The sequence below is a fragment of the Neisseria flava genome, from assembly GCF_982712965.1.
This window is the reverse complement of record NZ_CEXQBZ010000025.1, coordinates 1-13,807: the sequence shown is the minus strand read 5'-3', so window position 1 is coordinate 13,807 and position 13,807 is coordinate 1. Positions and strand designations below refer to the sequence as shown.

11 protein-coding genes are annotated in these 13,807 nt (G+C 50.0%); 7 read left to right on the top strand and 4 right to left on the bottom strand.

Annotated features, from left to right (window positions below; translation table 11 throughout):
- Positions 1–172 precede the first annotated feature (172 nt).
- Together AC5M9B_RS02010 and AC5M9B_RS02005 are read right to left on the bottom strand one after the other, a co-directional pair.
- On the bottom strand, positions 173–940 hold the full coding sequence (locus AC5M9B_RS02010) for a M48 family metallopeptidase (protein ID WP_070655753.1): 768 nt from the start codon (positions 938–940) through the stop codon (positions 173–175).
- 140 nt (positions 941–1,080) lie between these two features.
- Complete coding sequence (locus tag AC5M9B_RS02005; RefSeq protein ID WP_373271539.1) at positions 1,081–1,974, bottom strand: serine hydrolase; 894 nt, start codon at positions 1,972–1,974, stop codon at positions 1,081–1,083.
- A 368-nt stretch (positions 1,975–2,342) separates the two neighbouring features.
- On the opposite strand from AC5M9B_RS02005, the gene clpX reads away from it, so the two are divergent.
- Positions 2,343–3,611: an ATP-dependent Clp protease ATP-binding subunit ClpX gene (gene clpX, locus AC5M9B_RS02000; protein ID WP_070655746.1), complete on the top strand. Its 1,269-nt coding sequence runs from the start codon at positions 2,343–2,345 to the stop codon at positions 3,609–3,611.
- A 240-nt stretch (positions 3,612–3,851) separates the two neighbouring features.
- Complete coding sequence (acnB, locus tag AC5M9B_RS01995) at positions 3,852–6,437, top strand: bifunctional aconitate hydratase 2/2-methylisocitrate dehydratase (protein ID WP_070655748.1); 2,586 nt, start codon at positions 3,852–3,854, stop codon at positions 6,435–6,437.
- A gap of 144 nt (positions 6,438–6,581) precedes the next feature.
- Here acnB and AC5M9B_RS01990 read toward each other — a convergent pair whose 3' ends face one another.
- Positions 6,582–7,454 (bottom strand): chorismate mutase, encoded by an 873-nt coding sequence (locus tag AC5M9B_RS01990; RefSeq protein WP_029609510.1) that lies wholly within the window; start codon positions 7,452–7,454, stop codon positions 6,582–6,584.
- A gap of 127 nt (positions 7,455–7,581) precedes the next feature.
- Here AC5M9B_RS01990 and AC5M9B_RS01985 point away from each other — a divergent pair, with 127 nt between their 5' ends.
- Positions 7,582–9,756, top strand: a complete 2,175-nt coding sequence (locus AC5M9B_RS01985; RefSeq protein WP_487648163.1) for an AsmA family protein — start codon at positions 7,582–7,584, stop codon at positions 9,754–9,756.
- A gap of 65 nt (positions 9,757–9,821) precedes the next feature.
- Here the strand turns inward: AC5M9B_RS01985 and gap are convergent, their stop codons facing one another.
- Positions 9,822–10,853, bottom strand: coding sequence for a type I glyceraldehyde-3-phosphate dehydrogenase (gene gap / locus AC5M9B_RS01980; protein ID WP_146736786.1), 1,032 nt, complete (start codon positions 10,851–10,853; stop codon positions 9,822–9,824).
- Between the two features lie 196 nt (positions 10,854–11,049).
- Here gap and AC5M9B_RS01975 point away from each other — a divergent pair, with 196 nt between their 5' ends.
- The 4 genes from AC5M9B_RS01975 to murU all read left to right on the top strand — a co-directional run bounded on the left by AC5M9B_RS01975 (position 11,050) and on the right by murU (position 13,682).
- Positions 11,050–11,568 carry a protein disulfide oxidoreductase gene (locus AC5M9B_RS01975; RefSeq protein ID WP_487648162.1) on the top strand — a complete coding sequence of 173 codons (519 nt, stop codon included), beginning with the start codon at positions 11,050–11,052 and terminating at the stop codon, positions 11,566–11,568.
- Between the two features lie 341 nt (positions 11,569–11,909).
- Positions 11,910–12,347 (top strand): homoprotocatechuate degradation operon regulator HpaR, encoded by a 438-nt coding sequence (hpaR, locus tag AC5M9B_RS01970; protein WP_487648161.1) that lies wholly within the window; start codon positions 11,910–11,912, stop codon positions 12,345–12,347.
- 13 nt (positions 12,348–12,360) lie between these two features.
- Positions 12,361–12,861, top strand: coding sequence for a 4-hydroxyphenylacetate 3-monooxygenase, reductase component (hpaC, locus tag AC5M9B_RS01965; protein ID WP_019269805.1), 501 nt, complete (start codon positions 12,361–12,363; stop codon positions 12,859–12,861).
- A gap of 125 nt (positions 12,862–12,986) precedes the next feature.
- Positions 12,987–13,682 carry an N-acetylmuramate alpha-1-phosphate uridylyltransferase MurU gene (gene murU, locus AC5M9B_RS01960; protein WP_029609511.1) on the top strand — a complete coding sequence of 232 codons (696 nt, stop codon included), beginning with the start codon at positions 12,987–12,989 and terminating at the stop codon, positions 13,680–13,682.
- Positions 13,683–13,807: the final 125 nt, after the last annotated feature.

The window sequence follows — 13,807 nt, the reverse complement described above, 5'->3', positions numbered from 1 at the left end:
CAGAAAGATTTTGAATTTTGAAAATGAGATTGAGCATAAAATTTTAGTAACCTATGTTATTGCAAAGGTCTCCATATGTTTTCCTTTTACTATCCAAATATCTCTATTGGTTGGATACTCGGTTTTCAGACGACCTCTAAAACAGTTTGAAAATATCCATCAACACAAAATATCAGCGTTTATTTTGGTGATAAATAGGCATAACTTCCGGCAACATCCTGCGGATTGCTTCGATACGGGTATTGTTGGCGGGATGGGTTGACAAGATGGCAACCTGACTGCCGCCTTGCGCCCTATTCATTTTTTCCCATACGCTGATTGCCGCCTGCGGATTGTAACCTGCCTGAGCCATCAGGCGGACGCCTCCCGCATCTGCCTCGCTTTCCTGATGACGCGAAAAAGGTTTGGTTGCCAATAAATCTGTTCCAACGCCGACCAAATTTCCGTCCAAACCGACGGCACCTGCCAAAATAGAACCGCCCAAGCCGGTCAATACCTGACCTCCGATGGCTTTTTTGCTGTGTTCGAGCAGGGCATGGGTCATTTCATGCCCGATGACTGCGGCGATTTCATCATCCGTCAGTTGCAAACGTTCAACCATACCGGTATATACCGCCATTTTTCCGCCCGGCATCGCCCAAGCATTCAACTCGTTGCTGCGGATAACGTTCATCTGCCAATTAAAAGGTATGCCGGTACGGTTGGCGCGGTTGGCGTACGGAACCAGTCGGGAAAACACCCGATGAACACGCTGCGCCGTCGGAGAGCTGACATCCAGCGCATTCTGGCTGCGCGCTTTTTGTACAACCTGTATATAGTTTCGCTCGGCTCCTTCATTCAAAGCAGCCGTATCGTATCCCACCATATCGGCGACAGAAGTACAACCCGCCAATGCTGCAACCCCGAGCCATAATCCGTACTTTTTACTGATTTTGTTCATTTTATTGATTTTGTTCATTTCAAAAATTCCTTGATGCCCGACAAAAGATTGAAACCAAAACCGTACAAAACGCCTTCCGTTTTCACCTACTGACCATAAAATAAAATGCCGCCTGATTTTCAGACGGCATAACAAGTATTTTAAGAGCGGCGCTGCAACATCCAAGATTCGATCTTACGCGCGTCGTTTACGCGGGTTGTCGAGGTTGGCGAGTTCAGCAATACGATGGTAATCGGTTGGTTTTGGACGTTTGCCTTAACCACCATCGAGCGTCCTGCTTCGCGGATATAACCGGTTTTCTGAAGCTCGATGTTCCAACTGCCTTCGCGCACGAGGGCATTGGAGTTTTTATAGTTTTGGCGGCCGTTTGCCGTCCAAACCGAGCCGTAGTTGGAGGTTGAGTTTTTGCTGATGAGCGGATATTTGCTCGCCGCAGCGACCATACGGTTTAAATCGTGGGCAGTTGATACGTTTTGGAAATTCAGACCGGTAGGTTCGTAGAAACGGCTGCTATACATGCCCAGGCTTTGCGCTTTTGCATTCATGGCAGCAACAAACGCCGACATACCGCCCGGATAGGTGCGGCCCAGCGCGTGTGTTGCGCGGTTTTCGCTGCTCATCAGGCTCAGGTGCAGCAATTCGCCGCGCGTCAGCGTCGTGCCGACGGCAAGGCGGCTACCTGTGCCTTTCAGGCGGTCGATTTCATCAGCCGTAATGGTAATGCGCTCGTTCATATCCAAACGCGCGTCCAAAACGACCATTGCGCTCATTAGTTTGGAAATGGACGCAATCGGCATCACGCGGTCTGCGTTTTTCTGATACAGGATTTCACCTGTTTTATTGTTAAAAATCAGGGCGGCCTGCGATGTCAAAAGCGGCCCCGCCATCATCGCCTGAGCTTCGATTTTTTGTGCGTGGCTTAATGCGAAAGCTTCCATCGGGTCATTTTGGGTTGGAAAATTCTGTTCCAAAAATTGACCCAAAACGTCCATATCGTCTGCAGCGGCAGGGGCGGCGGCAACAGCCAAAGCCATACCCAAACAGGCTGCACTAAGTGTTTTATAAAATTTCATAACCGACATACTTCAACCAGTAGAATTTAAGACAAATGAATTATTAAAGGAGATATTTTGCTTAAAATACAACAAAATGTAAAGTTTAATACGGCTTTTTTGCGTTTGTTTGCATCTTTTTCCCAAATTGGAAACAATCTTAAGGATGGGAAATTATGGCGTGTTGCTATGCGTCGGAGGGTCGTCTGAAAACCTTACGCCAAACAGCTTCCCATACGGTATTTGATAAACCTTAAGATACTGATTATACTTACCGACTTTGCCGAAAACCGTTCCCGCAACATTCGGATAACGGTTTGCCGATATTGCTTGAAAACAGAAGATAAATTATGACTGAAGAAAAACGCTCCTGCTCGTTTTGCGGAAAATCCGAGCATGAAGTCAAAAACCTGATTGAAGGCGAAAACGCTTTTATCTGTAACGAATGTGTAGAAACTTGCGGCGTCATGCTGCAAAGTTCAGACGACCTCTCTGAAGAAAAATCTGCAACGGATGCGTCCCATCCAAACAACAAACTGCCCACGCCTGCTGAAATTGTCGCCAACCTCAACGACCACGTTATCGGTCAGGAACAAGCCAAGAAAGCCTTGGCGGTTTCGGTGTACAACCATTACAAACGCCTACGCCATCCCAAAGCCAACGGCAACGTCGAGTTGTCGAAATCCAACATCCTGCTTATCGGTCCGACCGGTTCGGGTAAAACGCTGTTGGCGCAGTCTTTGGCGCGCAAACTGGACGTGCCGTTCGTCATGGCGGACGCGACCACGCTGACTGAGGCGGGTTACGTCGGTGAAGATGTTGAGCAAATCATTACCAAGCTTTTGGGTAAATGCGATTTCGATGTTGAAAAAGCCCAGCGCGGCATCGTCTATATCGACGAAATCGACAAAATCTCGCGTAAAAGCGACAACCCGTCAATTACCCGCGACGTATCCGGCGAAGGCGTGCAACAAGCCTTGCTGAAACTGATTGAAGGTACGGTTGCCAGCGTTCCGCCCCAAGGCGGCCGCAAACATCCGAATCAGGAATTTATCAACGTCGATACGACCAACATCCTGTTTATCTGTGGCGGCGCGTTTGCAGGCTTGGAAAAAGTGATCCGTCAACGTACTGAAAAAGGCGGTATCGGTTTCGGTGCGTCCGTTCACAGCAAGGACGAAAATGCCGACATTACCGGATTGTTTGAAATCGTTGAGCCTGAAGACTTGATTAAATTCGGTCTGATTCCCGAGTTAATCGGCCGTCTGCCTGTTATCGCCACGCTGGCGGAATTGGACGAAGACGCATTGGTGAACATTTTGACCGAGCCGAAAAATGCTTTGGTGAAACAATATCAAACCCTGTTCGGCATGGAAAATGTCGAATTGGAATTTGAAGAAGAAGCCCTGCGCAGCATTGCCCGTCAGGCAATGGAACGTAAAACCGGCGCGCGCGGCCTGCGCTCCATCGTTGAACGCTGCCTGTTGGATACCATGTATCAACTGCCTGATTTGAAAGGCGTGGCCAAAGTTGTCATCGGTAAAAACGTCATCGAGAAAGGCGAACAGCCCAAGCTCTTGCGCGAAGACGGAAGCGAATATCAGGCAAACGCCCGGTAAAAGAACGAGCCGGTCATTCCGATAAAACATAAAAGGTCGTCTGAAACCCTGTTTTCAGACGACCTTTTCGTATTTTTCAAGATAATTCGTTTCAATAGCAAACACCTATTACATCCGATAACATAAATATTCCAATTTTTGCCAAACTGGTCTATGATACCCAAAAGAATTGTTTACAATTCTTTGATTGCAAATCATTTGCAACGGTCAGAAGAAAAAACAGAAAAAAGGAACAAAGAGATGTTAGAAGCCTATCGCAAAGCCGCCGCCGAGCGCGCCGCCCTCGGTATCCCCCCCCTCCCTTTGAACGCGCAGCAAACCGCTGATTTGGTCGAGCTGCTGAAAAACCCGCCCGCAGGCGAAGGTGAATTCTTGGTTGAACTGCTTGCCCACCGTGTTCCGCCCGGTGTGGACGATGCCGCCAAAGTCAAAGCCTCATTCCTGGCTGCTGTTGCCGAAGGCAGCGCATCCAGCCCGTTGGTTTCCCCCGAATATGCGACAGAACTCTTAGGTACGATGCTCGGCGGTTACAACATTCACGCCTTAATCGAACTCTTGGACGACGACAAACTCGCGCCAATCGCTGCTAAAGGCTTGAAACATACGCTTCTGATGTTCGATTCTTTCCACGACGTTCAGGAAAAAGCTGAAAAAGGTAACAAATACGCTCAGGAAGTTTTGCAATCTTGGGCGGATGCCGAATGGTTTACCTCACGCGCCAAAGTTCCCGAAAAAATCACCGTTACCGTCTTCAAAGTTGACGGCGAAACCAATACGGACGACCTCTCTCCCGCGCCTGACGCGTGGAGCCGTCCCGATATTCCGCTGCACGCGCTGGCAATGCTGAAAAACCCGCGCGACGGCATCAATCCCGATAAACCGGGCGAAGTTGGTCCGATTAAATTGTTGGAAGAACTCAAAGCCAAAGGTCATCCCGTTGCCTATGTCGGCGACGTGGTCGGTACCGGCTCTTCACGCAAATCCGCGACCAACTCCGTGATTTGGCATACCGGCGAAGACATCCCGTTCGTACCGAACAAACGCTTCGGCGGCGTCTGTTTGGGCGGAAAAATCGCGCCGATTTTCTTCAATACCCAAGAAGACTCCGGCGCGCTGCCGATTGAAGTCGATGTTTCCGCACTGAAAATGGGCGATGTCGTCGATATTCTGCCTTATGAAGGCAAAATCGTGAAAAACGGCGAAATCGTTGCCGAGTTCAGCCTGAAATCCCAAGTATTGCTGGACGAAGTGCAAGCCGGTGGCCGTATCAACCTGATTATCGGTCGAGGTCTGACCGCCAAAGCGCGCGAAGCGTTGAAACTGCCTGCTTCCACCGAATTCCGTCTGCCTCAAGCACCTGCCGAAAGCAAAGCCGGTTTCACGTTGGCGCAAAAAATGGTTGGTCGCGCCTGCGGTCTGCCGGAAGGACAAGGCGTACGCCCGGGTACTTATTGCGAACCGCGCATGACGACGGTCGGCTCACAAGATACCACCGGTCCGATGACCCGCGACGAGTTGAAAGACTTGGCTTGCTTGGGCTTCTCCGCCGATATGGTGATGCAGTCTTTCTGCCACACCGCAGCTTATCCGAAACCTGTCGATGTGAAAACCCATAAAGAACTGCCCGCCTTTATTTCTACCCGTGGCGGCGTATCTCTGCGTCCGGGAGACGGCGTGATCCACTCATGGCTCAACCGCCTGCTGTTGCCTGATACCGTCGGTACCGGCGGCGACAGCCACACCCGTTTTCCTATCGGTATTTCCTTCCCTGCAGGCTCCGGCTTGGTGGCTTTCGCAGCAGCCACCGGCGTCATGCCGCTCGATATGCCTGAGTCCGTACTGGTACGTTTCAGCGGCAAGCTGCAACCGGGCGTAACCCTGCGCGATTTGGTAAACGCCATTCCGCTTTACGCGATTAAACAAGGTTTGCTGACCGTTGCCAAAGCCGGTAAGAAAAACATCTTCTCCGGCCGCATCCTCGAAATCGAAGGCCTGCCTGATTTGAAAGTGGAACAAGCCTTTGAATTGACCGACGCGTCTGCTGAGCGCTCTGCCGCCGGCTGTACCGTGAAGCTCAACAAAGAGCCGATTATCGAGTACATGAAATCCAACGTCGTGTTGATGAAAAACATGATTGCCGACGGCTATCAAGACCCGCGCACTTTGGAACGCCGCATCAAAGCCATGGAAAAATGGCTGGCGAATCCAGAGCTGCTCGAAGCAGATAAAGATGCCGAATACGCCGCCGTGATTGAAATCAACATGGACGACATCAAAGAGCCGATCATCGCCTGCCCGAACGACCCGGACGACGTATGCTTCATGTCCGAACGTTCCGGCACCAAAATCGACGAAGTGTTCATCGGTTCGTGCATGACCAACATCGGCCACTTCCGCGCCGCCTCCAAACTCTTGGAAGGCAAGTCCGACATCCCCGTCCGCCTGTGGATGGCGCCGCCGACCAAAATGGACGCGAAAGAGTTGTCCGACGAAGGCCACTACGGCGTACTCGGCCGCGCCGGCGCGCGTATGGAAATGCCGGGCTGTTCGCTGTGTATGGGTAACCAAGCCCAAGTACACGAAGGCGCGACCGTCATGTCCACTTCCACCCGTAACTTCCCGAACCGCTTGGGTAAAAACACCTTCGTTTACCTCGGCTCGGCAGAGTTGGCGGCGATTTGCTCGAAACTGGGTAAAATCCCGACCGTTGAAGAATACCAAGCCAACATCGGCATCATCAACGAACAGGGCGATCAAATCTACCGCTACATGAACTTCAACGAAATCGACAGCTACAACGAAGTAGCCGAGACCGTGAATGTTTAACAAGTAGGTAAAGCAGTTTCAGACGACCCCTCCAATGTTTAAATCCATGAGGTCGTCTGAAAATAAAAAAACAGAACAGTTTTCGCTGTTCTGTTTTTTTATTTTCAAGTCAATCACCATATTCCCTACTGCCGGATATATCTCTTACCCGCTGATAATCCCGTTCACACCTGCTGCCGCTGCCAAACGATACAATATTTCCTGAGGCATATCGTTGTGCCACAGACGGGTAATATTGGCGATAACCGGAAGACGGCACACTTTCCTGACCCGAACGATGGCATCGACATCCAAACGATAGGCATGTTCCGGCTCAAAACTGAGCGTCCCAGCTTCACCGAGCATAATATGGCTATTACCGCGCAAAGCGATATGTTCTGCCGCTACCAACCAATCATCAACACGATGATGCTTGTCTTTACACAACACTACCGGCGTATTCAGACGACCTACTTCATCCAAAAGCGTCCGATTGGTCATCATACTGCCACCCAAATACAAAATATCTGCACCGGCAGACAAGGCCTCATCTATCTGGCGAACATCACGGATACGGACAATGACGGGCTTGCCTGTTTTCTGTAAATCAGAAATTTCCTGAACAATCGCCCGAACCCGTAAGTTTTCACGCTGCTCGTCCACTTTTTCATAAGGGCGCGCCGGAAGGTAAAACGGATCGACAAATACTGCATCCGCCTTTTGCGCCCTGTCCGTATCGGCAGTAATATCCAACCGCTTCACTCCGCCGAATATCACACCCCGTATAACAATCCTGCTGTCTTCCTCGTCTGCCTCACGGCTGATAATTTTCCAATCGTTCAATACCCGGACAACGCGTTCCACATCGGGCAAACGTTCCAATTCATTTGGACGGAACACCCGCTCATCACCAACCGCACCGATAATCGTCCGCTCTTCCCCCCGAGAGACATGCTCTTTCAAGCCCTTATTACGGATAAAACCGATTACTCCCTCTACCGACTCCTGAGAAGCATTCTTACCCATCACAATAATCATCATATATCTCCTGAAACAGACGACAATATTAGCATACTACCGCTTTCAGACGACCTGCCCGCTACAAGGCCTACCACTCACACCTTACATTTACCCTTAATCCCCTATCCGCATTACCCCAAATGTCATGTGCTATACTTTCAGCTACGTTACCTTATTGCCTTTACGCATGAAAAATCCTCTGCTTAATTCAGGAAAATTTTGGCTGAAAACAGTCGTAACTGCGGTCATATTGCTTGTTTGTACCGCAGCCGCCCTGTATGCATCGGTTTATGCCCTGTTTACCCCCGAACGAATTGAAACAACCGTACAAAACACCTTCAGCGGAACGGGACGGAATATCCGCTTCAGCAGCGACATCCGCCGAAGCTGGTTTCCCCGTCCTACCGTCACCCTAAAAAACGTTACCATTACCCGACCTCATAGCAACCAAACCGCCTTACACATCAAAGAGACCCGTATCGGTCTAGGCTGGAGCAGTCTGTGGAACGATTACCCTTTCATCGAAAAATGGGTTATTACAGGCGCAGATGCCGTGTTATCGCGCACCGAGGACGGAAAATGGAACCTGCAAGACCTGTTACATCCTTCCCACCCTACCTCTTTAAACCGTCTGATTATAGAAAACAGCTCTCTGCATATGAATATTGCAGGACAAGCACATATTATCGACAACTTCTATCTAAACGTCCGCAACGACGGTACTGACGGCCGCCCTTTCAAAATCAACGGCAGTCTGCGCCGCCCAAACCAACCTATCCGATGGCAGGGTAGCGGCGTACTCAATGCCTCTGAAACCGGTTGGAGCATTCCCAATCTACTTTGGGAAGCATATGTTGCTGAGAAAGAAAGCAAACTGTCCGCTGATGGAAGCGGTACATGGACATGGTCGTCTGAAAACGACTCCCTAAAAGCAGACAACCTCAGCCTGCGCACGGATAATCCCGTCCAAAATTTTCACCTGACCGCGCAAATTCCGCGTTTATACTTTAAAAACAACGTATTGAATATCCCATCGCTCAATGGTGCATTTACAGCAGGCAAGCCGGAAAGCCAATGGAACGGCTCGTTCAAACTCGACAAAGCAAGCATCCGTACCAGTGTTGCCACATTGGATAACTTTGAATTCAACGCCAGCCACAAAAATGCTGTCCATCAGACCAATTTAACCCTGACAGGCCCTCTACTGTGGCAGCAAAACAAAGGATTGCAATCATCCCCAATCAATCTGACCACATTCCAGGATACGGTCAACCGCCTACCCAATCCGCGCTTTATCAGCCAGTTAACCGGCTCATTCAACTGGAACGGCAAAGAAAACTGGCAAGGGGATTTCAAAGGCACATTCGACCGCCAGCCCCTTGCGCTTGTCTTCAAATATCAAACAACGGAAGGAGAAACACCTCTTTTGGAAGCCGGGATTGCCCTGCAAAAACTCTCACTACTCCCCTACTGGGACGATATACAGGCAAACTCCGGATCAGGCTACCCAACAATCCTCAACAACGGCCAAATCCCACAAATTGATGCCAACATCAAAATCGGCAATGTCCAAATACCTGGCCTGCAACTGGAAAATATTGAAACCCTGTTGAATGCCGACAAAGAACACATCGCCCTAAGCCATTTTAAAGCAGGCCTCTACGGTGGTCAGACAGAAGGCGGTATCAGTATGGCAAACACAACTCCGCCTACCTACCATCTCCAACAAAATGCCCAAAACGTACAAATCCGACCATTGTTGCAAGATTTGTTCGGTTTCCACAGTTTCAGCGGCAACGGAGATGCCGTCATCGATTTGACGGCACGGGGCGACAATCGTAAGCAACTCATCCAATCCCTACAAGGGATGCTGACCCTCAATATTTTGAATGGGGCATGGAAAGGTATAGATATAAACCATATCCTCAAAAACGGTATTTCCGCACAGCACCCCGGCGGCGAGCATGCCCAAACCCCTTTCAACCGCTTTACCCTCAATAGCGAAATCGACAAGGGCATCAGCCACCACATCAATACCGAATTGTTTTCCGAACATTTGTACATAGTCAGCAACGGCTACACCGATCTGAATACGCAAGAACTATCCGAGGATCTGCTTATCCGCAACATACTCAATCCTTCAGCCAAGCCCATACCGCTCAAAATACGGGGCAATGTCGCCAACCCGTCCGTTACACTCGATTACAACCGTATTACACACGGCCTAAACAATCCCAAAGAAAAACAAAAGGCATTGGAACAAACATTGCGCGAGCAATGGCACTGGCTCAATCCGGAACGAAAACAAGCGGATAAATAGAAAAGGTCGTCTGAAAATCCAATCATGGTTTTCAGACGACCTTTTAGCATATCGGACAATCTATTTTATTCAAACGGGCGCACTTCCAAACCGAACATACGGCGGGCGGTGTTCAGCATTTGGCAGCTGAAGCCCCACTCGTTGTCGTACCAAGCGAACACTTTGACCATGTTGCCGTCGATGACTTTGGTCAGCGTTGCGTCAAAGGTGCTGGCTTGTGTGGTGTGGTTGAAGTCCATAGACACCAGCGGCAGCGTGTTGTAGTGCAACACGCCTTTCAGACGACCTTCTTCCGCAGCGGCCTTCATCAGCGCGTTGATTTCTTCGACGCTGGTATCGCGTGCGGCTTGGAAGCTCAAATCGACGACAGAAACATTGACGGTCGGCACGCGGATGGCGAGACCGTCGAGTTTGCCTTTCAGTTCAGGCAATACCAAACCGACGGCTTTTGCCGCGCCGGTTTTGGTCGGAATCATGTTTTCCACACCGCTACGGGCGCGGCGCAAGTCTTTATGGCGTACGTCGGTAACGGTTTGGTCGTTGGTCAAAGCGTGGATGGTGGTCATCACGCCTTTGACGATGCCGATGTTTTCATTCAGGACTTTGGCAACGGGAGAGAGGCAGTTGGTGGTGCAGGAAGCGTTGGAGACGACAGTCATGTCGTCGGTAATCACATCATCGTTCACGCCGTAAACGACCGTTGCGTCAACGTCGGCTTCGCCCGGTGCGGAAATCAGCACTTTTTTCGCGCCGCTTTCCAAATGCACGTTGGCTTTGGATTTGCTGGTGAACGCGCCGGTACATTCCATAACCAAATCAACTTCCAAATCCTTCCATGGCAGTTCGGCGGGGTTGCGGGTGGAGAAAAATGGGATTTTGCGGCCGTTGATGATGAGATGGGTTGCATCGTGGGAGATGTCGGCATTAAAGCGACCGTGAACGGTATCGAATTTGGTCAGATGGGCGTTGGTTTCGAGGCTGCCGCTGGCGTTGACGGCGACAACTTCAAGTTGGTCTTGCAGGTTGTAATCGTAGATGGCGCGTAATACTTGGCGGCCGATGCGGCCATATCCGTTAATGGCGACTTTAATGCCCATGGTTTTTCCTCTGTTACGGTTGGATAAAGGTTTGCGACCCGAATTATAACAAAAATGTAGTTTGATGTAATTAATGTTTTATCAATCCAGTTCCGTATTTCCCATCAACCGTTTTCAGACGACCCATTAGGTAATTTTATGAAACACTGCATCAAAACAAAGTATCATCCCCTTCTTTCACTCCGACCGTCAAAAAATGAAACGTCTGCCATCACGCATCAAATCACTATCCTTATCTTTTTTACAGGCGGTAGTCATTTTCGCCATATTATCGGCCGTTGCCGATTGGTGGCGCAAACCCGAACCCCCCGTGCAAATGTCGTCTGAACCGCTGCACCTGCTTTCAGGAGAAACGCTGACACCTGCCTTACTGAGTGCAAACCGTACCGCCGTCCTCTATGTATGGGGAGACTGGTGCCATATCTGCGCCTATACTTCACCTACCGTTTCCCGGCTTGCCGAAGACGGCATTCCTGTTGTCGGTATTGCCCTGCACTCCGGTGCGGATGAGCATATCCGTACCTATATGTCAGAAAAACATCTTGATTTTCCTACGGTCAATGACAACGACGGACGCTTGGCACGAAAATGGAAAGTTTCCGTTACCCCGAGCATTATCCTGATTAAAAACGGAAAAATGGTTCACTTTACCTCAGGCATCAGCACTTATTGGGGTCTGCGCGCCAGAATTTTTATATCGGATCTGTTCTATTAATGCTATCCTGTCAAATCCTTTAACATGTAAAAAAACCAAATCCTGCGCAGTACATGACTCTGCGGAGTAAATATTCGTTTATTGAAAACATAAACCACCCCTTGCCAGCGCAACTGATGATTTTGTTGAGGTTATGTCAAAAATAGACTAATATACAAACATAAGAAAATACGGAACATTACTATCAAAACAAACTTACGGAATGTTATCTGATTTTTGGTTCGATACTTTTGCTCCCACGCATTCGCCGCTTTCACAGGGCTCTTATAATGACAATACAGCCTTTACAAATCTGCCTCACGCTTCAAAGGTTTGTTTATCGGTAACAACGGAGACCCCTTATGCCCAACCAATCCAAACATGCGTCTATTAACATCGGTCTGATTCAAGCGCGGGAAACGTTAATGACCCAATTTCGTCCTATTCTGAACCAAGCCAATATTACCGACCAGCAATGGCGCATCATCCGCCTGCTTGCCGAAAACGGCACATTGGACTTTCAAGATCTTGCCAATCAGGCGTGCATCCTGCGCCCCAGCCTGACCGGCATCTTGACCCGCTTGGAAAAAGCAGGTCTCGTCGTACGCCTGAAGCCGTCCAACGACCAACGCCGCGTCTATTTGAAGCTGACAAACGAAGGCGAAAAACTTTTCGAATCCATCGGTGCGCAAGTGGACGAACGTTATGACGCCATCGAACAAGTGCTTTCCAAAGAAAAAATGCTCGAACTCAAAGAGCTGCTGGCGGCGCTGTCGAAAATCGAACAGCACCTGAAATAAAAAAGCACGACGAATGACAGATTCGGCACACACACTCAAGCATCCGTTCAGGGATGCCATGGCATCCTGCGCCGCAGGCGTACACGTTATCACGACCGATGGAAAATCCGGCCGTTACGGTATTACCATGACTGCCGTTACCCCCGTTACAGACGAACCGCCGACCATTATGCTCTGCATCAACCGGAAGTCAGCAATCATTCCGATTCTTCAGACCAACCGCGACTTGTGCATCAATACCCTGTCCGAAAGCCAACAGGACATCGCAGAACACTTTGCCGGCCTGACCGGGCTTTCCCCTGAAGAACGCTTTGCCTACCATATTTGGAACAGGGGCGAAACCGGGCAACTCGAAGTCGAAGGCGCACTGGCGCATCTCCACGGGCGTATCGTTTCGCAACACGAAATCGGGACGCATTTTATCTTTTACGTCGAAATCAACGAAATCAAAAATTCCGGCACACACCCCCCGGCTTTATTGTATTTCCGACGGCAATTCAAATCATTGGAATAAAGCTCCCCAAGCTCGCAAAGGTCGTCTGAAACCCTCAAATTTCATTTTCAGGCGACCTTGAATCAGCTTCCCCAATCCCGACAGACTGCCCATCATTTCATTATCCAAACTTATCCATCTCCCCCATGAAAGCAATGATACTTGCCGCAGGACGCGGCGAACGGATGCGCCCGCTGACCGACCATACCCCCAAACCCCTGCTGCAAGTCGGCAGTGAACCTTTAATCGGCTGGCACTTACGTCGTCTGAAAGCCGCAGGCTTTACCGAAATCGTCATCAATCACGCCTGGCTCGGCGAACAAATCGAAACCACGCTCGGCGACGGCTCGCAATACGGCGTACGCATCGCCTATTCCCCTGAAAAAGCAGGCGGCTTGGAAACCGCAGGCGGCATTGCCACTGCCCTACCCCTGCTTGGCGACGCACCATTCCTCGTTGTCAATGGCGACGTGCTAACCGACATCGACTTTTCAAAAGCCCGACAGGCCGCCGAAGCATTGCCCCATTCAGACAAACTCGCCTGCCTATGGCTGGTTGACAACCCGCCGCACAATCCCAACGGAGACTTCGCCCTGCTTACCAACGGTCTAGCCTCTTCAGACAAATCAGCAGGCGAAGCCTTGACTTTCAGCGGCGTAGGCGTTTACCGCCCCGAACTCTTCCGCGATACACCGCCGCACCAGCCGGCCAAACTCGCCCCCCTCCTGCGCCAAGCAATGAACGAAGAAAAGGTTAGCGCGCAAAAACACAACGGTCTTTGGTTGGATGTCGGAACGGTAGAGCGGCTGAACGAAGCAACCCAAATCGTACAAAACTGGTAATCCTCCATCCTGATTTAAAAATAAAAAGGTCGTCTGAAACCCGTTTCCAAGTTTGAACTGCACCCCAAAAGTTGGACATCCCCTCCAACTCACAAGGTGCAGTTTTTTTATGAGCAAATATACAT

Coding starts and splice junctions, on each gene's coding strand:
- AC5M9B_RS02010 (WP_070655753.1), bottom strand. CDS start 940: ATGAACAAAATCAGTAAAAAGTACGGATTATGGCTCGGGGTTGCAGCA.
- AC5M9B_RS02005 (WP_373271539.1), bottom strand. CDS start 1,974: ATGGCTTTGGCTGTTGCCGCCGCCCCTGCCGCTGCAGACGATATGGAC.
- clpX (WP_070655746.1), top strand. CDS start 2,343: ATGACTGAAGAAAAACGCTCCTGCTCGTTTTGCGGAAAATCCGAGCAT.
- acnB (WP_070655748.1), top strand. CDS start 3,852: ATGTTAGAAGCCTATCGCAAAGCCGCCGCCGAGCGCGCCGCCCTCGGT.
- AC5M9B_RS01990 (WP_029609510.1), bottom strand. CDS start 7,454: ATGATTATTGTGATGGGTAAGAATGCTTCTCAGGAGTCGGTAGAGGGA.
- AC5M9B_RS01985 (WP_487648163.1), top strand. CDS start 7,582: ATGTGCTATACTTTCAGCTACGTTACCTTATTGCCTTTACGCATGAAA.
- gap (WP_146736786.1), bottom strand. CDS start 10,853: ATGGGCATTAAAGTCGCCATTAACGGATATGGCCGCATCGGCCGCCAA.
- AC5M9B_RS01975 (WP_487648162.1), top strand. CDS start 11,050: ATGAAACGTCTGCCATCACGCATCAAATCACTATCCTTATCTTTTTTA.
- hpaR (WP_487648161.1), top strand. CDS start 11,910: ATGCCCAACCAATCCAAACATGCGTCTATTAACATCGGTCTGATTCAA.
- hpaC (WP_019269805.1), top strand. CDS start 12,361: ATGACAGATTCGGCACACACACTCAAGCATCCGTTCAGGGATGCCATG.
- murU (WP_029609511.1), top strand. CDS start 12,987: ATGAAAGCAATGATACTTGCCGCAGGACGCGGCGAACGGATGCGCCCG.